Source organism: Pseudomonas sp. GW821-FHT07E12, from assembly GCF_058986605.1.
Genome location: NZ_JBYSVX010000026.1, coordinates 1 through 23,181 on the forward strand (window position 1 = coordinate 1; position 23,181 = coordinate 23,181).

The 23,181-nt window shown below is 67.1% G+C and carries 24 protein-coding genes; 9 read left to right on the plus strand and 15 right to left on the minus strand.

Annotated features, from left to right (window positions below; translation table 11 throughout):
- Positions 1-95 precede the first annotated feature (95 nt).
- Positions 96-653, minus strand: a complete 558-nt coding sequence (locus AC3WJE_RS14210) for a DUF924 family protein (protein WP_493731465.1) — start codon at positions 651-653, stop codon at positions 96-98.
- A 160-nt stretch (positions 654-813) separates the two neighbouring features.
- Between AC3WJE_RS14210 and AC3WJE_RS14215 the strand changes: the two genes are divergently transcribed.
- The 3 genes from AC3WJE_RS14215 to AC3WJE_RS14225 all read left to right on the plus strand — a co-directional run bounded on the left by AC3WJE_RS14215 (position 814) and on the right by AC3WJE_RS14225 (position 3,996).
- Entirely contained in the window at positions 814-2,211 is a 1,398-nt protein-coding gene (locus tag AC3WJE_RS14215) for an amidohydrolase (protein ID WP_493731466.1), read from the plus strand.
- A 179-nt stretch (positions 2,212-2,390) separates the two neighbouring features.
- Positions 2,391-3,629, plus strand: coding sequence for an amidohydrolase family protein (locus AC3WJE_RS14220; protein WP_493731467.1), 1,239 nt, complete (start codon positions 2,391-2,393; stop codon positions 3,627-3,629).
- 43 nt (positions 3,630-3,672) lie between these two features.
- Positions 3,673-3,996, plus strand: coding sequence for a DUF2834 domain-containing protein (locus AC3WJE_RS14225; RefSeq protein ID WP_493731468.1), 324 nt, complete (start codon positions 3,673-3,675; stop codon positions 3,994-3,996).
- Positions 3,997-4,065: 69 nt separating this feature from the next.
- On the opposite strand, the gene AC3WJE_RS14230 is transcribed toward AC3WJE_RS14225, so the two are convergent.
- Positions 4,066-4,791: a GH12 family glycosyl hydrolase domain-containing protein gene (locus AC3WJE_RS14230; protein ID WP_493731469.1), complete on the minus strand. Its 726-nt coding sequence runs from the start codon at positions 4,789-4,791 to the stop codon at positions 4,066-4,068.
- Between the two features lie 326 nt (positions 4,792-5,117).
- On the opposite strand from AC3WJE_RS14230, the gene AC3WJE_RS14235 reads away from it, so the two are divergent.
- The 3 genes from AC3WJE_RS14235 (at position 5,118) to AC3WJE_RS14245 (ending at position 7,189) form a co-directional block, all read left to right on the plus strand.
- Positions 5,118-5,747, plus strand: coding sequence for a 2-hydroxychromene-2-carboxylate isomerase (locus tag AC3WJE_RS14235; protein ID WP_493731470.1), 630 nt, complete (start codon positions 5,118-5,120; stop codon positions 5,745-5,747).
- 80 nt (positions 5,748-5,827) lie between these two features.
- Positions 5,828-6,772, plus strand: coding sequence for a DegV family protein (locus AC3WJE_RS14240; protein ID WP_493731471.1), 945 nt, complete (start codon positions 5,828-5,830; stop codon positions 6,770-6,772).
- A 78-nt stretch (positions 6,773-6,850) separates the two neighbouring features.
- Complete coding sequence (locus tag AC3WJE_RS14245) at positions 6,851-7,189, plus strand: hypothetical protein (protein WP_493731472.1); 339 nt, start codon at positions 6,851-6,853, stop codon at positions 7,187-7,189.
- Positions 7,190-7,215: 26 nt separating this feature from the next.
- Here AC3WJE_RS14245 and AC3WJE_RS14250 read toward each other — a convergent pair whose 3' ends face one another.
- On the minus strand, positions 7,216-8,157 hold the full coding sequence (locus tag AC3WJE_RS14250; protein WP_493731473.1) for a DMT family transporter: 942 nt from the start codon (positions 8,155-8,157) through the stop codon (positions 7,216-7,218).
- Positions 8,158-8,191: 34 nt separating this feature from the next.
- The gene (locus tag AC3WJE_RS14255) at positions 8,192-8,986 is read right to left on the minus strand and encodes a PhzF family phenazine biosynthesis protein (protein WP_493731474.1); all 795 of its coding nucleotides are present in this window, start codon (positions 8,984-8,986) and stop codon (positions 8,192-8,194) included.
- 120 nt (positions 8,987-9,106) lie between these two features.
- Here AC3WJE_RS14255 and AC3WJE_RS14260 point away from each other — a divergent pair, with 120 nt between their 5' ends.
- Positions 9,107-10,510 (plus strand): aminotransferase-like domain-containing protein, encoded by a 1,404-nt coding sequence (locus tag AC3WJE_RS14260; RefSeq protein WP_493731475.1) that lies wholly within the window; start codon positions 9,107-9,109, stop codon positions 10,508-10,510.
- A gap of 161 nt (positions 10,511-10,671) precedes the next feature.
- Here the strand turns inward: AC3WJE_RS14260 and AC3WJE_RS14265 are convergent, their stop codons facing one another.
- On the minus strand, positions 10,672-10,866 hold the full coding sequence (locus AC3WJE_RS14265; protein WP_493731476.1) for a hypothetical protein: 195 nt from the start codon (positions 10,864-10,866) through the stop codon (positions 10,672-10,674).
- 704 nt (positions 10,867-11,570) lie between these two features.
- Between AC3WJE_RS14265 and AC3WJE_RS14270 the strand changes: the two genes are divergently transcribed.
- A complete protein-coding gene (locus AC3WJE_RS14270; protein WP_493731477.1) occupies positions 11,571-12,755 on the plus strand; it encodes an arabinose transporter in 1,185 nt (394 codons plus the stop codon).
- Between the two features lie 81 nt (positions 12,756-12,836).
- On the opposite strand, the gene AC3WJE_RS14275 is transcribed toward AC3WJE_RS14270, so the two are convergent.
- Together AC3WJE_RS14275 and AC3WJE_RS14280 are read right to left on the minus strand one after the other, a co-directional pair.
- Positions 12,837-13,973 (minus strand): HupE/UreJ family protein, encoded by a 1,137-nt coding sequence (locus tag AC3WJE_RS14275; protein WP_493731520.1) that lies wholly within the window; start codon positions 13,971-13,973, stop codon positions 12,837-12,839.
- A 52-nt stretch (positions 13,974-14,025) separates the two neighbouring features.
- On the minus strand, positions 14,026-14,943 hold the full coding sequence (locus tag AC3WJE_RS14280; RefSeq protein ID WP_493731521.1) for a DUF3500 domain-containing protein: 918 nt from the start codon (positions 14,941-14,943) through the stop codon (positions 14,026-14,028).
- A 43-nt stretch (positions 14,944-14,986) separates the two neighbouring features.
- Here AC3WJE_RS14280 and AC3WJE_RS14285 point away from each other — a divergent pair, with 43 nt between their 5' ends.
- The gene (locus tag AC3WJE_RS14285; RefSeq protein WP_493731524.1) at positions 14,987-15,172 is read left to right on the plus strand and encodes a hypothetical protein; all 186 of its coding nucleotides are present in this window, start codon (positions 14,987-14,989) and stop codon (positions 15,170-15,172) included.
- 204 nt (positions 15,173-15,376) lie between these two features.
- On the opposite strand, the gene virB11 is transcribed toward AC3WJE_RS14285, so the two are convergent.
- The 8 genes from virB11 to AC3WJE_RS14325 are packed head-to-tail and all read right to left on the minus strand — an operon-like array spanning position 15,377 to position 23,088.
- Positions 15,377-16,339, minus strand: a complete 963-nt coding sequence (gene virB11, locus AC3WJE_RS14290; RefSeq protein ID WP_493731522.1) for a P-type DNA transfer ATPase VirB11 — start codon at positions 16,337-16,339, stop codon at positions 15,377-15,379.
- A gap of 2 nt (positions 16,340-16,341) precedes the next feature.
- Positions 16,342-17,409 (minus strand): TrbI/VirB10 family protein, encoded by a 1,068-nt coding sequence (locus tag AC3WJE_RS14295; protein ID WP_493731478.1) that lies wholly within the window; start codon positions 17,407-17,409, stop codon positions 16,342-16,344.
- The gene (locus AC3WJE_RS14300; RefSeq protein WP_493731479.1) at positions 17,399-18,223 is read right to left on the minus strand and encodes a TrbG/VirB9 family P-type conjugative transfer protein; all 825 of its coding nucleotides are present in this window, start codon (positions 18,221-18,223) and stop codon (positions 17,399-17,401) included. Before AC3WJE_RS14300 ends, AC3WJE_RS14295 begins: the two co-directional genes overlap by 11 nt.
- Positions 18,224-18,237: 14 nt before the next feature.
- Positions 18,238-19,398: a TrbL/VirB6 family protein gene (locus tag AC3WJE_RS14305; RefSeq protein ID WP_493731480.1), complete on the minus strand. Its 1,161-nt coding sequence runs from the start codon at positions 19,396-19,398 to the stop codon at positions 18,238-18,240.
- Positions 19,395-21,788 (minus strand): VirB4 family type IV secretion/conjugal transfer ATPase, encoded by a 2,394-nt coding sequence (locus AC3WJE_RS14310; RefSeq protein ID WP_493731481.1) that lies wholly within the window; start codon positions 21,786-21,788, stop codon positions 19,395-19,397. Before AC3WJE_RS14310 ends, AC3WJE_RS14305 begins: the two co-directional genes overlap by 4 nt.
- Positions 21,785-22,069, minus strand: a complete 285-nt coding sequence (locus tag AC3WJE_RS14315) for a VirB3 family type IV secretion system protein (protein WP_493731482.1) — start codon at positions 22,067-22,069, stop codon at positions 21,785-21,787. Before AC3WJE_RS14315 ends, AC3WJE_RS14310 begins: the two co-directional genes overlap by 4 nt.
- Before the next feature lie 9 nt (positions 22,070-22,078).
- Positions 22,079-22,384 (minus strand): TrbC/VirB2 family protein, encoded by a 306-nt coding sequence (locus AC3WJE_RS14320; RefSeq protein ID WP_493731483.1) that lies wholly within the window; start codon positions 22,382-22,384, stop codon positions 22,079-22,081.
- Entirely contained in the window at positions 22,381-23,088 is a 708-nt protein-coding gene (locus AC3WJE_RS14325; RefSeq protein WP_493731484.1) for a lytic transglycosylase domain-containing protein, read from the minus strand. Before AC3WJE_RS14325 ends, AC3WJE_RS14320 begins: the two co-directional genes overlap by 4 nt.
- Positions 23,089-23,181: the final 93 nt, after the last annotated feature.

Consider the following 23,181-nt stretch of genomic DNA (forward strand, 5'->3'; position numbering starts at 1 on the left):
CCCCCCCCCCCCCCCCCCCCCCCCCCCCCCCCCCCCCCCCCCCCCCCCCCCCCCCCCGCTCCTACGAAAGCCGGGCAACCGGCCACTGACAAAGCTCAACCGGCAAATCCGCCTTCGTCCAGAAAGCGTTGCTCCTCCGGCGTGGTCTCCCGCCCCAGCGCGGCATTGCGATGCGGGAAGCGCCCGAAGCGGGCGATGATGTCCTGGTGCAGCAGCGCCCATTGCGCGGGATTCTCGCCGGGCAGCGCGCGATGCAGTTCGACCGAGCGCGCTTGATCGGCCGGATCCTCGCTGTGCTCGAACGGCAGGTAGAAGAACATCCGCAACGATGCCGCGACGATGTGGTCGTAGCCGGCCTCGAGCGCACGGCGCGCGTAGTGCCGCGCCAGTCCGTCGGTGGCATAGGCATGCGCGTTGCCACGGAAACAGTTCCGCGGAAATTGATCGAGCAGGATCATCAGCGCCAGCGCACCGTTGGCACTGTCCATCCAGGATTCGTGTTCACGACGCGCGGCGGCGGCATGGAAGTCGAGAAAGTGCTGGCGGAGGTTGGCGTCGAACGATTCGTTCTTCGAGAACCACCGCTCCGGGCCGGCACGGGTCCAGAACTCCAGTACCGGGTCGAACGGCTTGCGCGGGATGGCAGGCGCCATGCAGGCGACCTCCTTTGGGCACGGCCGCACAGCATGCACCGACGCGGGCAGCACCGCCCGTTGCGCCGCGTCAGACCACGGCCATGACCTGCGGGGCTTGGCAAGCCCGTCCTCGCCCGTTAGCGTCGCCTGGTTGCCTGTCTTCACCGGGGAAAACCTGATGCGCCACCTTCTGCTTGCCGGCCTGGCCGGCGCTTTGCTGTGCGGGCCCGCGACCGCGGCCACGCGCTTCGTCGCCGATCCGTATCCCAGCACCTACAAGCCGATCGCCTCCGGCGCGGTGTTGATCGAGCACGCCACCGTGCTGACCGGCACCGGCCAGCGCCTGGACGATGCCGACATTCTGCTGGCCGACGGCAAGGTACAGGCGGTCGGTCACGCTCTGCCGGCGCCGGCCGGCGCGATCCGCGTCGATGGCACCGGCAAGTGGGTGACGCCGGGCATCATCGACGTGCATTCGCACCTGGGCGTGTACGCCAGCCCCGGCGTGAAGGCGCACAGCGACGGCAACGAGATGACCGCGCCGGTCACGCCCAATGTCTGGGCCGAGCACTCGATCTGGCCGCAGGATCCGGGCTTCCTCACCGCGCTGGCCGGCGGCATCACCTCGCTGCAGGTGCTGCCGGGTTCGGCCAATCTGATCGGCGGGCGCGGGGTGACGCTGAAGAACGTGCCGGCCACCACCTATCAGGCGATGAAATTTCCCGGTGCGCCGTGGGGCCTGAAGATGGCCTGCGGCGAGAACCCCAAGCGCGTCTATGGCGAAAAGGGCGGCCCGGCCACGCGCATGGGCAACGTCGCCGGCTACCGCGCCGCGTTCATCGATGCGGCCGAGTACCTGCGCAAGAACACGCCGAAGAAGCAGCCGGCCAAGCGCCATTGGTGGAGCCGCAGCGGCAGCAACGACAGCAGCGGTGACACCGGCGGCAAGCGCGATCTCAAGCTGGACACGCTGGCCGGCGCGATCGATGGCGACATCCGCGTGCACATCCACTGCTATCGCGCCGACGAGATGGCGACGATGATCGATCTGTCCAAGGAATTCGGCTTCCACATCGCCGCATTCCACCACGCGGTGGAGGCCTACAAGATCGCCGACAAGCTGGCGCAGGAGCAGATCTGCGGCGCGATGTGGGCCGACTGGTGGGGCTTCAAGATGGAGGCCTTCGACGGCATCCAGGAGAACATCGCGCTGGTCGATCGACCGGCCAACAGTTGCGCGATCGTGCATTCGGATTCGGAGGAAGGCATCCAGCGGCTCAACCAGGAAGCGGCCAAGGCGATCGCCAACGCGCGTCGCGCCGGCATCGCGATCGCGCCCGAGCACGCGATCGCGTGGATCACGCTCAATGCCGCCAAGTCGCTGGGCATCGAGAAGCAGACCGGCTCGCTGGAGGCCGGCAAGATGGGCGATGTCGTGGTCTGGAACGGCAGCCCGTTCAGTTCGTATGCGCTGGCCGAGAAGGTCTATGTCGATGGTGCGCAGGTCTACGACCGTCATGACCAGAGGTTGCAGCCGGTGTCGGACTTCATGCTGGGTCAGGGAGGTGTGCTGTGAGCTTCTTTGCCCTCACTCGTAGTGCTTTCGCACGGGTTGCCCTTGTTCGTCGTTCCCGCGAAGGCGAGAACCCAGCGACTCTGCTTTCCTCATCGATGCACGGCAGCGGCCTCCTGCTTGCGAGTAGTACACAAGAGCCACAGCAACGTCGCTGGGTTCCCGCCTTCGCGGGAACGACGATGGCGTTGTTGTCGTTGTTCTGGGCAGGCCACGCTTCCGCCCAGAACGTCCTGATCCGCGACGCCACCGTCCACACCGCCACCGCCCAGGGCACGCTGCAGCACACCGACGTGCTGGTGCAGGGCGGCGTGATCCGCGCGGTCGGCCATGGTTTGAACGCGCCAACCGGCACCACCGTGATCGAGGCCGCAGGCAGGCCGCTGACGCCGGCACTGTTCGGCGGCATCACCGAGATCGGCATCGAGGAAGTGTCCGGTGAAGACGTCACCGTCGACAGCGGCCTCAAGCTGACCGAGCAGCCGATGCGTCCCGAGTTCGACGTCACCCTCGCCTACAACCCGGACTCGGTGCTGGTGCCGGTCGCACGCGTGGAAGGCATCGGCTTCACCGCGCTCGGTGCGACCACCTCCGGCGCTTTCATCGCTGGCCAGGGCGGCGTGGTGCGGCTGGACGGCAGCGCCGATCCGATCGGTCCGCATGCGTTGTTCATCCGTCTCGGCGCGGATGCTTCCGAACTGACCGGCAACTCGCGCGCCGCGCAGTGGATGCTGCTCGACCAGCTGGTCGCCGAAGCACGCGGACGCATACCGGCGGATTCGCCGCACGCGCTGCTGACCCCGGCCGGGCGCGCGACGCTGGCGAAGTTCCTGGCCGGCCAGGGCCGCATCGTGGTCCAGGTCGAACGCGCCGCCGACATCCGCCAGCTGCTGCGCTGGTCGCAGCGCGAGAAGATCCGGATCGCCATCGTCGGCGGTACCGAGGCGTGGAAGCTGGCCCCGCAGCTGGCGCAGGCCAAGGTGCCGGTGCTGCTCAATTCACTGTCCGACCTGCCATCCAACTTCGACCAGATCGGCGCGACCCTGGAAAACGCCGCACGACTGCATGCAGCCGGCGTCGAGGTCAGCTTCAGCCAGGGCGGCGATGGTTCGCACAACGCACGCAAGGTGCGCCAGCTGGCCGGCAATGCCGTGGCCAACGGCCTGCCGTGGGAAGACGGCTTGGCCGGCCTGACCCGCGTGCCGGCAGAAATCTTCGGCGTGTCCGATCGCATCGGCAGCATCGCGGTCGGCAAGCAGGCCGATCTGGTGCTGTGGGAAGGCGACCCGCTGGACGTGGCCCACTACGCCGAGCAGCTCTGGCTGGGCGGCCGCGCGATCCCGATGCGTTCGCGCCAGACCGAGCTGCGTGATCGTTACCTGCAGCAGCAAGGCGCATTGCCTCGGGCGTATTCGCACTGACGACAGGCTCCATCCCATCGCACCGCAAGCTTGAGGAGGTTCCATGCAAATCGTGTACGCCATCCTCTGTCTGATCGGCACTGCCCTGCCGCTCGCACAGTTCATGCCATGGCTGACCGACCATGGCCTGGACGTTCCCCTGTTGGCGCAGCAGGCCATCGCGACGCCGGTTTCGGCGTTCGCCTGGGCGGATGTGCTGGTTTCCGCGATCGCGGTCGTGGTGCTGGTGCAGGCCGAAGGACGGCGCCTGGGCATGCGTCGCCCCTGGATCGCGCTGCTGGGGCTGGGCGTTGGCGTATCGCTGGCGCTGCCGCTGTTCCTGCTGTTGCGGGAACGGCATCTGGCCGCCAACACGCACCGTCGGTGACCGCGTCGGCTCCAGAACCATCGAAGGCGACGCCATGCGGCATCGCCTCCGACGATTCAGCGCCCGACGTCAGTTCGCGTTGACGGTCGCGTTGAAGTACGCCCAACCATTGCCGCGTACCACCTCGAAACCCGCCTCCACCGCGTGCAGGTACAGGTTGTTGCTGTAGTACCCGTCCTGCGAACGGTTGCTCTGCAACCAGTTGAGGAACGGCTTCACGTCCAGATTCAGGCTGCCACTGCTGGCCAGCGTGGACTGCCCGGCGGTGCCGTGCGGGATGAAGGTGTAGACGTAGTAACCCGCACCGCTGTTGTAGCCCTCCCACAGGTCGAAGGTGCGGCCGCCGGCGGTGATCACGTTGGTGCCGGTCTGGGTGCCGATCGGCCACGAGTTGTGGTCGCCCCAGATCATCACCTCCAACTGCGGGGTGCTCTTGTTGGTATCCCAGCGGAAGAAGATGTCGTAGGCGAAATCGCCGCCCAGGTTGCTGCCGCCGTCGCTGTAGCCGAACGTCACCGGAATGCTGCTGGTCGCCGACACCCGTTTCGGAAACAGCGTGTCGCTGGTCGGATTCCAGTCGTAGTGCCAGCCGCGCACGATGGCCGGATAGCCATACAGATTGTTGGTGGAGTAATTGAAGCTCACCGTCATCTCCGGCAGGCTGCCGGTTCCGAACGTGCCCTGCATGATGTTGTTGGGGTCGTTGAAGTTGTTGACCCAGGCGTAGTGGTTGCCGAACACCTTGTACGGCCCGGCCATGGCGCTCGGCGCGATCAGCGCAAGGCCCAGGGCCAACGCCCCGGCGCCCGCAAGGCGGCGCAAAGACGAGGGGGTGGATCGATCGCGAGATACATTGTTCGAAGAAACAGCTTGCATGTGGCCCTCTCCCTTACGGGACATCCTGTCCTGGTCCAGGCAGCTCCTGCCGCCGGCACGCGGCCATGGGACCGCAGCCGTCGGCGACGCTAGCAGCCTGTGCAATGCAGCATTCATCACGATTCGGGACCCGGCTATGCCGGTTCGGAGATAGCGTGGTGCAGTGCTCGTGGCGGACGTGCGCGGGTTGGTATTTGCAGGGTGCGCCGGGGGTGGATAATCCAGGCCTATTCGCGGAGGACGCCATGCAACTGCGTTGGTACTTCGACTTCGTATCGCCCTTCTCCTACCTGCACTGGCAGAAGCTGCAGCGCCTGCCGCAGCTGGCGCAGATCCAGCCGGTGCCGATCGTGTTCGGTGCGGTGCTCAGCGCGATCGGCATCCGTGGCCCGGCCGAGATCCCGGCCAAGCGGGTGTTCACCTATCGCCACGTGCAGTGGCAGGCGCAGCAGGAAGACGTGTTGCTGCGCTTTCCGCCGGCGCACCCGTTCAACCCGCTGGCGGCGCTGCGGCTGTGCATCGCCGCCGGCACCACGCCGCAGGCGATCGATGCGATCTTCGACTGGATCTGGCGCAACGGTCAGGCCGGTGACAGCGCGGCCGCACTGGCGCCAGTGGCCGAGGTGCTGGGCATCGCCGATCCGGAGATGGCCATTGCCGCGCCGGAGGTCAAGGCGGCGCTGCGCGCGAACACCGATGCCGCACTCGCCGCCGGCGTGTTCGGCATACCGACGCTGGCGATCGACGGCGAGCTGTTCTGGGGCAACGACGCGCACCCGCTGATCGAGGCAGTGCTGGCCGATCCGGAGTGCCTGCGACGCGAGCCGATGGCCCACCTGGCCACATTGCCGGAGGGGGTGCGTCGCGGCGGGTGACCTTTCGCAGGTGCGCTCGGTCACGTTTTTGCGATAGCTTTCACACTCTAATTGAGACGCAGCAGCCGGAGGGGGCAACGATGCGTATCGGAATCGTGGTGGATTCTGCTTGTGACCTGCCGCAGGACTTCATCCATCAGAACAACATCGTGGTGCTGCCGATCACCGTGCGGATCGGCGAAGCGGTACTGGCCGACCACCGCGACGAGGAAGCCACGCTGGAGTTCCTGCACGCCCACGTCGCCGAACGCGGCCACGAGGCCGAGACCACGCCGTTCTCGGTCAACCAGATCCGCGACCTGTTCCTGGAGCGGCTGGTCATCGACTACGACCACGTGTTCTGCCTGACCATCTCCAAACTGCGCAGCCAGATCTTCGACAACGCGACCCAGGCCAGTTTCGCGATCCTCAACGACTACAAACCGGTGCGGCAAGCAGCCGGGCACAACTCGCCGTTCGCGCTGCGGGTGATCGACACGCTCAACCTGTTCGCCGGCCAGGGCATCACGGCGGTGGAAGCGGTACGGATGCGCGCCGAAGGTGCCAACGTGGCGCAGATCCGCACGCGCATCGAGCAACTGGCCGAGAACACCTACGGCTACATGATCCCGCGCGACCTGTACTACCTGCGGGCGCGGGCCCGTGCCAAGGGCGATCGCAGCGTCGGGCTGATCAGCGCCGCGCTCGGCAGTGCGTTGGACATCAAACCGGTGTTGCGTGCCTATCGTGGCGTGACCGAGCCGGTGGCCAAGCTGAAGGGGTTCGAGCCGTCAGCACAGAAGATGTTCGAGTTCACTGCGCGCAAGGTGCGCGAGGGCTTGATGACGCCGACGGTGTGCGTCGGCTACGGCGGCGAGTTGGCCGAGCTGCGGGCGCTGCCGGGTTATGGCACGTTGCGGGATGCCTGTGCTGAGGCGGGGGTGGAGATGTTTGAGAGTGTGATGAGTCTTACCGGGATGGTGAATGTGGGGAAGGGGGCGGTGGCGGTGGGGTTTGCGGCTGCGCCGCATGCTTTTTCGGCCTGACGCGGATTCGACGACTCGCTCACGAACCGAACTGCTAGCCTTCCCATCGCCGATTCATTGATCCCAGGGATACCGAACATGCCCGTCAGCTACTCGATCAGCCTGCCCGATCCCGCGCTTGCCCGTGGCAGCGATGCGGTGGTGAGTTTCACCGCGCATGGCGCGGATGCTTTCGCCGAACAGTTGCAGGCGGCATTGGCCAACCCGGCGTGGTTCGAGCGCTGGCGTGCGCTGCAGCCTGACCCGGACGAGGTCGATCCGGGCATGGGCATCACCGATCCCGATGCGCGTGTCACAGGCGAGCAGGCAGACCTGCGCATCAATCTGGTCGCCACCACCATCATCCCGGGCGACATCCTCCGGCATCGCATGCATGTGCTGGCCGGTTCACACTGGGAATTGCGCAACGTGCGTTGAGCTGCATGAGGACTGTGGGAGGGACTTCAGTCCCGACGCTCTGTCGGCAAAACCTGTCGGGACTGAAGTCCCTCCCACAAACGTCCCAGCGACAGCCGCCACTTGAGGTTCACCCCCAGTGTGCCGAGCACGATCAGGCACAGGCCCAGCAGTTGCACGCCGTCGAGGCGGTGGCCGTACAGCGCGTAGTCCAGCAGCAGCGTCACCAGCGGGTAGACGAAGGCGACCACCGCGATCGTTGCCACCGGCAGGTGCCGGTACGAGGAATAGAACAACACATAGACGATGCCGCTGTGGATCACACCCAGGCCGACCAGCCAGAACCAATGGGGGCCGGGATGCAGCGCGGTGCCGCTGGCGAAGCCGACCAGCATCAGCGTGCCGACGCAGCACTGCACGGTGACCACCGCGAACGGTCGCTCGCGTCCGATCCGGCGCGACATCAGCAGCGAGGCGCCGCACAACACGGCCGCCAACAACGTCAGGCCGATGCCGGTCAGGTAACTGGCGTCGGCGTCGTGCAGCAGCCGCAGCGGATTGGCCGAACCGATCACCCCGACGAACGCCAGCGCGGTCCACGCCCAATCGGCCGGGCGCGTGCGTTCGCCCTGCACCAGCGCGGCCAGGATCAGCATCACGAACGGGAAGAAGTGGTAGACCATCGTCGCCACGCCGATCGATGAGCGCGCCATGCCGGCGAACAGCGCCACCCAGTTCAGCACCAGCAGCACGCCGGAGGCGATCGCGCCCAGCAACAACGTGCGATCGCGCCACAGTCCGCGCAGATGGCCGCGCGCCACGCCCCACACCAGCAGGAACAGCGCGCCGAACAGGCAGCGGTAGAACACGGCGGTGATCGGATCCTGACCACTCTCGTGCACGAACACACCGACCGAGCCGATCAACACTTCGCCAAGCAACAGCTGCAGCAGCGCGGTGCGCGAAGCGCCGCGTTCGGGGACATCCATCGGGAAAACTCCTATCGGGGGAGGAAACGCGCGCTCAGATTTCGATATGGCCTTGCAGGTACTGCACGGTGTCGCCGGCGATGTGGACGCGTTCGCCCTCCACCCGGCAACGCAACAGGCCCGAGCGCGTCGAGGCCTGCAACGCGACCAGTTCATTGCGGCCCAGACGCTCGGCCCAGTATGGCGCCAAGGCGGTGTGGATCGAACCGGTCACCGGATCTTCGGTGCCGCCGTTGGCCGGCCAGAAGTAGCGCGACACGAAATCGTGCTGCTCACCGGGTGCGGTCACCGCCACATCCAACGGAGCGAGCGTCTTCAACCGCTCCAGGTCCGGCACCACTTCGCGGACCTGACGTTCCTCGGCGTACACCGCGATCCACGCCTGCTCATTGCGCAGCACCTGCTGCGGCACGATCGACAGGCCGTCCAGCAGTGCCTGCGGCACCGACTCCACCGGCTGCGCACGGCGATTGGGGAAGTTCATCTCGAAGCCCCTCCCGTCCTCGTTGCGCGCCACGTACAGCTCGCCAACGGCAGCCGCGCGCACCACGATCGGGAACGGCGCCAATGCCTGCTGCGCGATGACGTGCGCGCTGGCCAGCGTGGCGTGCCCGCAGAAACTGATTTCGGTCAGCGGCGAGAACCAGCGGATCGCGAACGCGCCATCAGGCTCGCGCAGCAGGAACGCGGTCTCCGACAGGTTGTTCTCGGTGGCGATCGCCTGCATCCGCTCGCGCGGTAGCCATTCCGACAGCACCACCACGGCGGCGGGATTGCCGCCGAAACGTTCGCGGGTAAAGGCGTCAACGATGCTGATCGGGAGTTTCATGGGCGGACGTCACCGGGAAAGGAAGCCGACATGGTGCCGGTGACAGCAGCCTAAACGGTCATGACACGACCGGTACAGAATCAGTTATCGTGAAAATAGACCAATACAGATGCCACCCATATGCTGCTCTACGAAACCCTAGCCGCGCAGTTGCGCGGACAGATCGCCAGCGGCGTGCTGCGTGCCGGCGAACGCCTGCCCTCGATCCGCCGCCTGGCGCAGGCACATGGGGTCAGCGCCGCCACGGCGGTGCAGGCCTGCCTGCATCTGGAACGCGAGGGACTGGCGCTGGCGCGCCCGCGCTCGGGCTACTACGTGCGCACGCAGGCAGCGACACCGCACAGTCCGGCACCGCGTCGGCGCGCACCGCGCGCGGTCAGCAATCCGGCCCTGCACGACCTGCTCGACGTGATGGCGCGACGCGACCTGCTGCCGCTGCACACGGCCGTCCCGGCACCGACGCTGCTACCCGGCAACGCACTGGCCGCCGCGCTGGCCAAGACCTTGCGACGCAACCAGACCCAGGCACTGGACTACGCCCCGCCGCAGGGCCATCCGCCGTTGCGGCGGATGATCGCGCAGCGCTACGCACAGCTGGCGACCGAGGTGAGCCCGGACGAGGTCGTCATCACTGCCGGCACGATGGAGGCGATCTCCCTGGCACTGCGCACCGTTACCGAACCGGGCGACGTGGTGCTGGTGGAGACCCCGACCTACCACGGCATCCTGCAGGCGGTCGCGGCGCTGCGGCTGAAGGTGGTCGAACTACCGCATCGATCCGACGGCGGGCTCGACCTGACCCGGCTCGACGCCGTGCTGGACAGCACGCCGGTGCGTGCAGCGGTATTGGTGCCGAACTTCCACAACCCGCTCGGCAGCGTCGTCAGCGATGCCGACAAGCAGGCCTTGCTGGCCAGTTGCGCGCGCCACGGCACGGTGGTGATCGAGGACGACATCTACGGTGAGCTGGCCTGGTCGGGACAGCGACCACCGCCGCTGCGGCACTTCGACCGGCATGGATTGGTGATCATCTGCGGCTCGTTCTCCAAGACCCTGGCACCGGGCCTGCGCGTCGGCTGGCTGCTGGGCGCCAACTGGACCGACGCGCTGGTGCGCGCCAAGTACTACGCCACGGTCGGCAGCCCCGCCTTGCCGCAGCTGGCGTTGGCCGACTACCTGCAACGCCACGACCAGGAGCGACACCTGCGTCGGCTGCGACATGCCCTGGCCGACAACGCGCGGCGCCTGCGTGCCGCGGTCGAACGCTACTGGCCGGCCGGCACTCGCTGCAGCGACCCGGCCGGCGGCCTGTCGCTGTGGCTGCAACTGCCACCGGGTGGCGACGGCACTGCACTGTTCGAGGCTGCACTGGCCGAAGGCATCGGCATCTCGCCGGGCCATCTGTTCTCCAGCCGAGGCGATTATCGCGACCACCTGCGGCTGAGCTGCGGATTGCCGTGGGATACGACGCTGGACGATGCGCTGCAGCGGCTTGGGGTGTGGGCGGCGGCGCAGGTGCGTTGAGTTTTTCTGCGTGGCTCAGGTCGTGCTTGCGGCCGTGGACACCCCAGGTATTTCCGAGAGTAATTTCCCTTCATCCCGCGAGGGGTGAAAGCAGACATGTCTACGGCGATGCGATCGAAAGTCACTGGGTCCCCGCCTGCGCGGGGACGACGGTAGAGGGGTTATCGCTGCTGTTGTTTTTGCATTGCTTCGCCTTTGTTGTTGCCTTTGCCTTTGCCTTTGCTGTTGCTGTTGCTGTTGCTGTTGCTGTTGCTCGTGATTTTGCTTTTGCAGTTGCCTTGGACTTTGACCTTCCCGGGGCCCCCATCCGCAGCGACGGAGCCAGCGGGTAAAAACCCCGCAGGGGCGACGTGCATGGATGCACGTCGTTTTCTGCCGCGGCATGGATGCCGCGTCAGAAAATCCCGCTGGCGCAGTGCACCCGTAGCGCAGCGAAGGGCGCGAGGACTGGGGCGTGTTTCTTTGGGTTACGTTTCTTTGCACGAGCAAAGAAAGGTGACTCGCTCCGAAGGAGCGAAAGCCTTTGCTGTTGAAGTTGCTATTGCTGTTGCTGTCACCACAACGTCAAACCCAACAAGCAACGTCCATGGATCCCCGCTTGATCAGCCATTACCAGCCATTCGGCTGTTGTGAAGCGTTTCGGCTGCTGAAAAGCGCTTCGCGGGGATGACGGTAGAGAGATGGCAGAGGACGGTAGAGAGATGGAGCGGAAGTCGCTGGGTCCCCGCCTGCGCGGGGACGACGGTAGAAGGATCACGTGGAAGGCACATGACCCCTCCATTGCCTTCATGGGAGCAGCCGCCGCACGCCAGCGACGGTTGATCAATGCAGCGAAGACACAACCCACCCCGCACAACACCCCCCGTGCAACCACCCCCACAAACTCCTAGAATGCCGCCCCATTGGCGCACCACCCACCGGCCCGCCACGTAAGCGTTCACGTCAGTCAACGCGACCCCGTCCACCGGCGTGCCGCCGGTCGCGATACGGGTCGCGTCGGCATGCGCCCGTCTCGACCCTGTCCCGGCCCGGCCGTGGGTGGACCCACGCGAGTCGTCAGATGAATATCGAATCTCCCACGCTTCCCTCCCCCTCCACGCACACCGCCGTGCTGCTACGGCTGTGCATTGCGATCTTCCTCGGCTTCATGACGCTGTCGGTGCCGCTGCCGGTGGTGCCGGTGCATGTGCGCGAGGCGCTTGGTTACGGCGATCTGATCGTCGGCTGCATCGTCGCGGTGCAGTTCGTCGCCACGGTTTTCACCCGCGGCATGGCCGGCCGCCTGAGCGATACCGCCGGGCCGGCACGCGCCACGCGCCAGGGCATGGCGCTGCTGTTCGTTTCCGGCATCGGCTATCTGCTGGCGGCACTGATCCCGACACTGCCGCTGGTCTGGCTGGTGCTGGCGCGATTGACCGCCGGTGTCGGCGAGAGCCTGCTGGTCACCGGCACGCTGGCCTGGGGCATCGGCCATCTCGGCGCGACGCAATCGGGCCGGGTGATGACCTGGGTCGGCACCGCGATCTTCGCCGCACTGGCTGCCGGCTCGCCGATCGGCGTTGCACTGGATACGCAGGGCGGCTTCCTGGCGATCGCGCTGGCGACGCTGGTGTTGCCGGTGCTGGCGTTCGCCGTCGCGGCCGGCATCGGCGCGGTGGCACCGCTCGGCGGCACCCGTCCGCCGCTGCGCCAGGTGCTGGCGCGGATCTGGCCGCCAGCATTGGGATTGGCATTGCAGGGCGTGGGCTTCGCCACCATCGGCGCGTTCGCGGTGCTGTACTTCAACGATCGCCAGTGGCCGGGGGCGGCCTGGCTGCTGAGCGCGTTCGGCATCGGTTTCGTACTGGCGCGGTTGCTGGGCGGACGCTTGCCGGATCGCTTCGGCGGCGCACGCGTGGCCGTGGTATCGATGAGCGTGGAAAGCGTGGGCCTGCTCACGCTCGGCCTGGCCGCGTCGCCCTGGATCGGCATCGCCGGTGCGTTGCTGACCGGACTCGGCTGTTCGCTGGTGTTCCCGTCGCTGGGCGTGGAAGTGGTGCGGCGTGTACCGGCGCAGGTGCGCGCGACCGCGCTGGGCGGCTATGCGGCGTTCCAGGATGTGGCGTATGCAGTGACCGGGCCGTTGGCGGGGTTGGTCGCCACGCACATGGGCTATGCGGCGATCTTCGTGTGTGCATCCGCCACCGCGCTGCTGGGCGTGGGCGTGGCGGCGGTGCTGGCACTGCGGCGTGACACTGCCGCTTGACGCTACGCATCGTCCCGCTACCGCCGTCCCTGCTTCGGCAACGATCATTCTGACGCGAGCGCAGGGTTGCCTGCGCCTGCGTCAAAGCCCCTGCAGTCGCTGCACCGCCCATATCAGCGCGGCAGCCAGCGCCACAATGGCGATGGTCAGGCGTACCCATGGCTCCCAGCGGCTCTTGCGGATCGCCAGCAACGCCGGAAGCACCACGATGACCAACCCGAGCTGGACGCATTCGATGCCGAGATTGAAGCCCAGCGTGGCGGCCACGACCTGCCGGGTCGACAACGACATCTCGCGGATGACGGTGGCGAACGCCATGCCATGCACCAGCCCGAAGCCGCCGGCCACCCACGCTTCGCGGCGCGGATACAGCGGCACGATGGCATGCAGCGCCGAGACCGCCACCGAAAGCGCGATCAGTACTTCGATGCCCTGCCCGGCCGGTGGCAGCCAGTCCAATGAGGTGGCCAGCAGCGACAGGCTGTGGCCGATGGTGAAGGCGGTCACCCGCCACAAGGTGTTGCCCAGCACGGGGCGCACGCTGTCCAGGGGTTTCCAGCGGCGGCCGACGTTCACCAGCGTCACCGTCAGCAACAGCGTGGCGAGGAACGCCAGATGGTCCACACCTTCGAGAATGTGGTGAACGCCCAGCAGCACCAGGCTGAACCAGGATGTCCAGGCATTGCCGTCACCATGGTCGACGGTGATCTTGCTGTGTTCGCCCTGCAGGCTGCCCAGCAGCCGCGACGCGCCGGACACCACGCCGCCTTGCCAGTCCTGCGTCATGGTCACGACCGCGACGTGCGCGATGTCCTCATGAAGGATGACGCCATAGTCCAGGGTAAACGGCGCGCTCGCTTCGCCGGCCGGCGGCGTCAAGGCGACATCGATCTGCCACTCGTTGAACGTCGCTGTCGGTGGCGATGCAGGCCCGGCCTTCACTGCCCAGCGCGTGCCATCGGGTGATGTGGCCACGATGCGCGAATCCACGTAACGGCGCACGGCCTCCGGCTGCAAGGTCGGATATTGGGTGAAGCCGGGGCCGGGATCGGGTACCAGCCCGGCCTGGATGAAAGCGGCGGCAAGGCGGTCGTCCGGCACGGTCAGGTGCAGGTGCCAACCCGGCTGTGCCGCCCGGATATCCACCTGCGTCTGCGGCATGGCGTGTGCCATGGCGCGTTGGCCGAACAGGCCTGCAAACAGCAGCAACAGCACCACAAGCAACGGCCTTCCCGAAGGAAGGCCGTTGCCGTGCGTGCCGGGCTGCAACTCAGAACGTGAAGTTGCCGCCATAGTCATAGGTCTTGTCGCGCCAGACACTGTGGTAGTGGTTGGCGCTGAAGACCACGCCGCTCTGCACCGAGAACTCGATCCACACACGCGGGCCATCGATGCGGACGTAGGAACCCTTGGTCGAAAGATCGGAATACGACGCCCACGAGATGTAGGTGCTGTTCAACGCGGTATCGGTCGTGTAGGCATCGTACTGACCGGTGCCGTTGGCATCGCTGGCATAGGTGGCAATGGCCGCCTCCAGCAAGGTTTTCTGGGCGTCGGTCAGCGACGAACCGGCCAGGCCCGATGCCGTGGACGGGAAGTTGCCGTCATTCTGCGGGCCGACGACCAGATCGCTCACCGCGCTGGACAGCTTGGCCGTGGCCAATTGCGTCGAGTCCAGTCCGGTCAGCAGTGCTTCCAGCGCATCGCGTCGCGTGGCCATCGGCGTGTAGGTCGTGCTGTCGGTCGTGAAGCTCACCGGCTCGACGCCGACGAAGTTCGGGGTCAGGCTGAGCGGCGTGTTCGAAGCATCGATGCTGTAGAAATACGTGTAGTGGTGACCGGTCAGCACCAGGATCCACGCACTGCTGGTCGACGGCGTGCCGAGGAAGGACACGTAGTACAGGTTTTCGCCGTAGTCCGTGGTACCGCCACCATTCTCGGCCAGATACTCATCCGCCAGACGCAGTTGCGCCATCGTGGTCTGGCCCTGGCTGGACAGCGCGGCATTGATCAGCGTTTCGGCAGCCGCCTTCGCGGTAGTCGACATGCTGGCGAGCGACTTGCCATGGCGCGTGACGAAGGTGGTCGGCAGGTTCGACCAGTAATCGGTCGCGTTGGCCGATGTCATCGAATAGACGTAATCCGAAGACGTGACCGTGGCGAGGAAAGCCGTCGCCAGACAGGTGATGTAGACGGCTTGCGCGTCCGAGCTGCTGCAACTGGAGGTACTGGTGGAACTCGAGGAGCTGCTGGAGCTTGAGGAACTGCTGCTGGAACTCGAAGAACTGCTGCTTGAATCATCTGAAGACGAACTTCCGCCACACGCTGAAAGTGCAAAGAGCGCCGACAGGACGAGTGCAAACCGCCCGCATGTCGTCGCTCCGATTCTGGTTCGTATTGCCATGATCGCCTCCTAGGCATGCTGGGATGGATGCCCCCCGCAGTGATACTAGGTAACGCGCTTGGCCGGCATTTGCCGTCGCTTGGCTAACTTCGGTTAATTTGGTTAGCAGTTGGTGAGCTGCGTCCCACCTGCACATCCTGCTCACCCGACTCGACCCCATGGGCACGCGATCAGACTGAATGCAGATCGGGCATGCCCGCTGGATGGGGGCCAGCGGCTACGGATTCATCGCACGCAACGGCATGATCTCCAGAATCCTGCGCTCGCCACCGACACGCCCCAGTTGCACCACCACATCGACCACGCTGCGGATGTAGGCCAGGGTGTCGGCACGCGACAGGCCCAGGCCGGCCTGCATCACCATCAGTGCGAGTTGTTCCAGCGCGCCCTGCGGGGTGTTGGCGTGGACGGTGGTGAACGAGCCGGGGTGGCCGGTGTTGATCGCGCGCAGGAACGTCACCGCTTCGGCACCGCGTACTTCGCCCAGCAACAGCCGGTCCGGACGCAGTCGCAACGCAGCTTGCAGCAGGTCACCGGTGCCAACGCGGGTCTCGCCCTGCTCGCCTTTCACCGCGACCAGACCGAGGTGGTTGGGCTGGCCCAGATGCAGTTCGGGCGTGTCTTCCACCGCCAGGATCCGCTCGTGCGTGGGTACTTCCTTCAGCAGCGCGTTGAGGAAGGTGGTCTTGCCTGACGAGGTGCCGCCGGAGATCAGGATCGTGCGGCGTCGCGTCACCGCCTCGCGCAACGAGGCCAGGGTCGCTTGCGGCTGCCAGTGTTCGTCATCGCGCTGGGAAGGATCGGCGAAGCGGTAGCTGTCCAGCGGCAGGTCCAGATCGAGGTGGCGACGGATCGCCAGCGCCCAGTGCCGACGTGTTGCAGGCGGCCCGACCATCTGCACGCGCGCGCCGTCCGGCAGCGTTGCCGCCAGCAGCGGATGTTCGCGGCTGACCGCCTGATGGCTGATCCGCGCCACCTGCGTCGCCAGCCGCTCCATCATCGCGTCGTCGATCGCCGATACCGCCACGCGTTGCATGCCCGGCACGCCGAGTCGTTCGATCCACACCTCGCCCGGGCGGTTGACCAGGATCTCGGTGACGTCATCGGCCTGCAACCACAGCGCGAACGGCTGCAGGTAGCGCTGCAGGTAGACATCGCGGATCGACGTGGCATTTTCCACGCTCAATACCCCGTGAAATCCAGATCGCGCGCGGTGAACACCTGGATCGGCGTGCCCAGCGGGATGCGGATGGTCGGCGGGATCTTGCCGTCGGTGGACAGCGCCTGCGACGCGGCGCTGCTGGTCGAGTTGCTGATCACCACCGTACTGGTGCTGTCGTCGCTGCCGAGCGCGCTGACCGCACCGCCGACCACCGACAGCAGGATAGAAGCACCGTAGCGCTGCCAGAAGTGTCGATTGACCTCGCCGGGCAGGCCGGTGCTGCCGTCGGCGTCGAGCGCGGGCGAGCCGAGCTGCACCGACACGCCATCCGGGCGGATCACCCGCGACCAGATCACGTAGGCGCGGCTCTGCCCGGTCTCGATGCCGCTGCGGTACTGGCCGACCAGGCGGCTGCCACGCGGGATCAGCACCTGGCTGCCGTCGAAACCGCGCACATCGCGACTGACGATCGCACGCGCGTAACCAGGCAGGTCGGTATCCAGTGCGGTCTCCAACACCGCCGGAATGATCGTGCCCTGCACCACCGTCGAGGCGGGATTCGCCAGCGCCACCGCCTGCTGCAGCGGTGGTGCATCGTCACCGATGCGCACCGCAAACTGCTCGTCGGCGCTGAGCGTGTTGCCCTGCTTGCCCTTGCCGGCCTCCGGCGCGGCGGCGGCGTCGTGCGGTTTCGTGGGCGCCGCGGGTGCTTCGACGCCCGTGGTGTCGATGATCATCGGGCCGCCGCGCGATTGCTTTCCGGCATCTGCCTCCGGCTTCGCCTCGGACGGCGCTGGCGGGCGCGGCGCAGGGGCCGGCGGCTTCACCACCGGAGCCGGCGGCACGATCAGTGCTGGCGGCGCCGGCGCTGGCGCGACCGGGGCCGCCGCCTGCTGGCGCTGGTGCGACAACCACAGCCAGGTGACGACGCCCAGCGCGATCGCCGCGACGATCCCGAGTGCAAAGCCAAGACTGTCGCCCGCGCGTGGCATGCGCGCGACCTGCGGTGCAGCGCGCAGCGAAGCCCGCTGCAGTTCGTCGGCACTCATCTGCTGGCGTGGGTCGCGCCCATCCGATTCATTGCGCATCGTCGCAGCTCCTGCTGAACCAGCGGCGCTTGCAGGTTGCCGCACGCGGCTTCGGCGATTGCGTGTCCAGCTGCGGCGCCTTCCAGTCGTCGTTGAACAACGTCGCCAGGGCTTCGCCCCGGCGCAACAGGAACTTCGGCGCCACCTGATCGGCGACCAGATAGCCGTCCTGCGCGGTGAAGCCCACCAATGTCTCGGTGCCATCGCTGCCGACCGCGAACACCGCGGGCGTGCTCGCCCCGTCACCCCAACTGAACCAGGTGCGCTTGCCGTCGTCGAACACGCGCAGCGGCACGTTCTCGTGGGCACCGCTGAAGCTGTAGGCGCTGTTGCGCGCAGTGGTGGGCGGTACCGATGACGCTGGCGGCGGCGGTGTCTCCACCTTGGCCGTCACCGCCGCGACCCTGGCCGCCGCTTCTTCCTGCGGATAGCGGAAGCGCAGGTCGTAGACCACCCGGCCGTTGCGGCAGGCATCGTTGTCGCGCGCGACCAGTTCGAAGCTGTAGCGGCGCCGGTCGGTCGCCACGGTCATGTTGCTGTGCGCGACCTTGTAGGACGGTTTGACGAACAGCAGGTTGGCGCGCTTGTTGGGCACCACCAGCCATTGCGCGGCCTCGCCGAGGCCGACGTTCTCGATGCGCTCGTCGGCACCGAACTCGATCATGGTCTGGAAGCCGTAACAGGCGTCCAGCCGCACCACCGCGCCGTCGTCGTAGTCGATCCGGCGGATGCGTGCATCGGTGGCGTGGGCCGCCATGTGCAGCGACAGCCCGAGGCAGGCGATAACGAGGCGAAAGGCAGGGGAGGTGAGCATCGTGGCAGGCATGGTCAACGGAAGCGGGCCCCCAGGGCCGAAGCGGCCGGGCGCGCGCGAAAGCGCTGGCCGAGCCGGTCTTGACGGAACGTGGCGGCATCGCGCGATGCCGCCACCGTTGTCGTGGTCGCCGCTGCGGTCGCCGATGTCGGCAACAGCAACGTCGTCGATCGCGCCGACACGTCCGCCTGCGCCTGCAATGCCGACAGCATCGCGCCGGCCTGCATTGCGGCGGTCGTCGTGGAAGCCGTGCCCGATGCACCGGCGGCCGGCGTCGTCACCGAAGCAGTCGATGCCTGCGCACGCGCATCCGCCGTCGCCGCGCCGCCGAAGCGCCAGCCACGCACGATGCCGGAAGCTGTCCACGCCATCGCCAGCAGCAGGCCGATATGGATCACGCAGCCGATCAACAGCATCAACAACGGCGTCTGCTCCTTCGCCGCGACCAGCGGATCGCGTGCGATCGCACTGATCGCCGGCGCCAGCACGCGCAGCAGACCGGCACCGGACAGCGTCACCAGCATCGGCACCAGCGCGAACGCCAGCGCCATCCGCAGCCAGCCCTCGCACAAGCCACGCGTAGCGCGGAACATTCCCAGCACGATGAACACCGGCCCCAGCGCCAGCAGCGCCGCGAGCACCACCCGCGCCACCACCAGCAGGCCGACGGTCGAACACAGCAACAGCAGCGCACTCGACCACACCATCTTGCCGGCCAGTTTGACCTTGGCGTCGTCACCGGCCTGCGCATCGAAGCTGCGCCCGAGCTCGACCAGGCTGGAGAACAACCGATCCAACTGCGCGGCGAACGCATGCGTGGCACCGTGCTGCGCGCCGAGGAAGCCCGAAGCGATCTGGTCCGGCCCGCCCACCAGCAATCCGTAGACCACCGCCTGGTAGGCCGGCCACGCGGTGGCGAACGTCAACACCAGCACGAACGCGAACAGCTTCGGCCCCAGCGTGCGCATGCGCAGGTGGCCGCCCATCAGACCCAGCCCCAGCAGTGCCACCCAGATCACCAGCAGCGTGCGCAGTGCCAGCGCCAGCGCGCCGTCGTCACCGAAGATGCGGCCATAGCCGGCCTGCACCACCGCATCCAGTTGGCAATCGATCGCGGTCAGTGCCGCCGACAGACCGCCGCCGCCATCGATCGGGATCGCCGGGCACCGCATCATGCTGCCTCCGGTGCCGGCACGGGCCAGTCCACGCCGGTCAACGCCGACCACCAGTGTTCGGGTGCATTGCCCAGCTCGGCACGCAGTTGATCCAGGCGACGCACGCTGGCCTCGCGCCCGGACAACACCGTCAGCAGCTCAGGCATGCCGGACAGGTCCAGCCGCGCCACCACGCTTTCATGGCCGTGCTTGACCAGGAAACAATGCGCACCGGCCGGCAGCGTGCGCACCAGTTCCAGTTCCTGCATCGACAGGCCAAAGCCCTCGCAGTAATCGACCTCACGCGCACGCGGGTTGGGCATGAACAGCTGGGTCGCGGCCTGCTCGATGATCGCGCTGGCGACGCGGCTGTCGAGCGCGTCGCGCGCACTCTGGGTGCCGAAGCCGACAATCGCGTTGCGCTTGCGCAGCGTCTTCATCCAGTCGCGGATATGCGCGGCGAACACCTCGTCATCCAGCGCCTTCCAACCCTCGTCGATCACGATCATCGCCGGGCTGCCATCCAGGCGTTCTTCGACGCGATGGAACAGATACATCATCGTCGGCGTGCGCAGCACCGGCGCATCGAGCAGCTCGGTCATGTCGAAACCGAGCACCGGCACCGACACATCCAACCGATCCTGTGCATGGTCGAACAGCCACGCGTGCTCGCCTTCGCCATACCACGGTGCCAACCGCGCCGCCAGGTCACCCGGCTGCGGACGACGGCGCCCGGCCAGCAACTCGGCGAACCAGCGCAGCCGCCGGTACTCCGGGGCCTGATCGTAATTGGCATCGACCGCGGCGGCGATGATCGCCTCCTCGTCCGATTCCAGCCGCTGGCCCGGTGCGCACAGCAGACGCGCCACCCACTGCCGCAGGAACGCGCGATTGCCCGCCGTATCCGGCAACTGCAACGGATTGAAGCCGGTGGCACCGCCTGCACGCAGCGCCGCGTAACCGCCACCGATCGCGCGGATGAAGATTTCCGCGCCGCGGTCCTTGTCGAACAATGCCAGGCGCGGCCGCCATTTCTGCGCCTGCGCCGCCAGGAAATTCAGCACCACGGTCTTGCCCGAACCGGACGGGCCGATCACGGTGAAGTTGCCCAGATCGCCACGATGGAAATTGAAGAAATACGGCGTGGCCGCCGTGCTCTCCAGCACCGTCACCGCCTCGCCCCAATGGTTGCCCTCGGCCTGCCCGAGCGGAAACCCGTGCAGCGACGCCAAGCCCGCGAACGCGGCACTGGACACCAGCGCGCTGCGTGCGGCGTAGCTGTCATTGCCGGGGAACTGCGCCCAGAACGCCGGCTCCAGGTTGCTGTCCTCGCGCACCACCACCGCGCCGAGATCGGCCAATGCGGCCGCGCAATCGGCCACCGCCGCGTCGAGTGCATCCAGCGACGGCGCGCGCACCTGCAACTGCAGACGATGCTCGCCGAACACGCTGCGCCCGGCCGACAGATCATCCTTGGCCTGCACCAAGCCCTGCCGCAGCGACGCCGAATCCTCCTCGGCGGCACGCTGCCGGCGCAGCGCCAGCGCGATGCGCTCCTGCCCCAGCTGGCGCTCGACGAAGCCGAAACTCTCCGACAACACCAACTCGTGCGGCAGCCGCAGCAGCGCGTCGAACATGCCGGGCATCGCCTGCGGCGGATATTCCTTCAGCGACAGCATCGCGGCGAAATCGCGCGAAGGCCCGGGCCCGGCGCGTTCGATCGCCTCCAGCCCGAAACTGATCCGGCGATACGGCAGATGGTGGCCGAGGTCGCCGGAAGGCGGCACCAGCATCGGCCGCAGTTCGCCGTTGTACAGCGCCGAAAGCAGTTCCAACGATTCGGAACAGCGCCCGTGCGGCGTGTCGTACTCACCGAGCAAGCGCGCGCCATACGGCTGCAACGCCGCCAGCAATGCCTCGCGTGCCGCCTCAAGGTCGCGCAGCTCGCGTTGCGACTGCTGCTGCCGGCCATGTTCGCCGACGCCGTGCTTCAGCCCCCCCAGCAGGCGCTCGGCCCACCCGGTCTTGCCGCGCGTGGGACGACGACGCAGGGTCAAGAACAGTTCGTTGACGAACAACCGCCCGGCACCCGTGCGTTCGCGCCAGCGTCGATCGATCAGCGCGCAGACCGGATCATCGTGATCGGTCTGCAACGCCACCGACGCGCGTCGCCGCAACACGTGATGCTGCAGCACCAGACGCGAGTCGGCGATCGAGCGCAGCGCCGCCTCGCGCGCCTGCTGGCGCATGCCGAGTTCCTCGCCGTCGGCCGTCTCGAAGCTCAATCCAGCCAGATGCAGGCATTGCAGCAGCGAACCGTCGCGCAACTGCACGGTGTGCGCATCGAGCAGGCGTGCATACGGCAGATGCTCGCCGGCACGTTGTTCGCGGAGACCGGAGAACACGCTCATGGCGGATAACTGTTGCAGCGCCAGCGCCGCCACTGGCGCACACGCGGGCAGCGGCTGACGCGCACGAACCACAGGTCGAACACGCGCGGCTCACGCAGGCAGGCCAGATAACCCACCGCATGCACCAGCAGCGCCACGCCCAGCGCCCAGAACGAACGCGTGATCAGGAACGCCTCGGTGGTGACCACGCCATTGACGATGAAAAAGCTGAAGGTCACGCCCGCGAACATCTGCGGCCGCGCCAGCGCGGGGAAGATCGGGGCGATGCTCGACCGGCCCATCCGTGCGCCTCAGCCGGCCGCGCTGCGGATGCCGGCGACAATCGTGGTCGCGCCGAACAGCACGAAGCACCCCAGGATCACCGTCGCACCGAAGCGCCAGTGGATGCGCCCGGTCAGCATCATCAATCCCACCACCGCCACCGCGATCACCGCCACCGCGGTCGCCACGTTGCCGAGCAACGTGCCCTGGATCCAGTCCAGCGCCGACAGGATCGGCCCGGAACCGGCCGGATCGGTCGCCTGCGCGGCGAATGCGGTGGGCGAGAAGAGCGCAGCGGTGAAAGCGGATGCGCCACGGACGTTGCGGATGTTCATGGGGTTCCTCCGGAAATATCGATCGATGCAGGGGACGACGCCGCGCCAGCGAGACTGGCACCGGCAAGACGGTCTAGATTGGCCGCGACATAGGCCTGGGTTTCGCGGAACGGCGGCACGCCGCCATGGCGCTCCACCTGTGCGGGACCGGCGTTGTAGGCCGCCAGCGCGCGCTCGAGATCGCCATCGAAGCGATCCAGCTGCTGGCGCAGATACGCCGCACCGCCGCGGATGTTCTGTTCCGGATCGCGCGGATCGACCCCCAGCTCGCGCGCGGTCTGCGGCATCAGCTGCATCAACCCGATCGCCCCGGCCGGCGATACCGCCAACGGATTGAAACCGGATTCGGACCAGGCCAGCGTCTGCAGCAAATCCATACTGATGCCGTATTCGGCGGCCGCCGCTGCCAGCGCCTGCCGATAGCGTGCCGGCACCGCAGGCGCCTTCACCGGCGCCGCAACCGACCCGGATGCCCAGCCGCCGCCGATGTGCTGCACGTTGCCGGCAGCATCGATCTCCAGCACCTGTGCATGTGCCTGCGTCATCGTCATCAGTACCGCCGCGCCGATCGCCAACGTCCACAGCAGGCCGCGCCCCGGATGTCCGCCACGCGGCTTGCGCCGGTCCATGCCGGTACGCTCGCCCTGCACGAACACGCGCATCGGCCACCGGAGAGAACCGGCAACTACGACGGACAGTGGCATGTTCGTTCTCGTGCGCATCGGCGTGATCTAAGGCCGCAGCTCTTGGACAGAGCCCGGTAACAGGGAAGCAATGATCAGGATCCTCGCATCGGC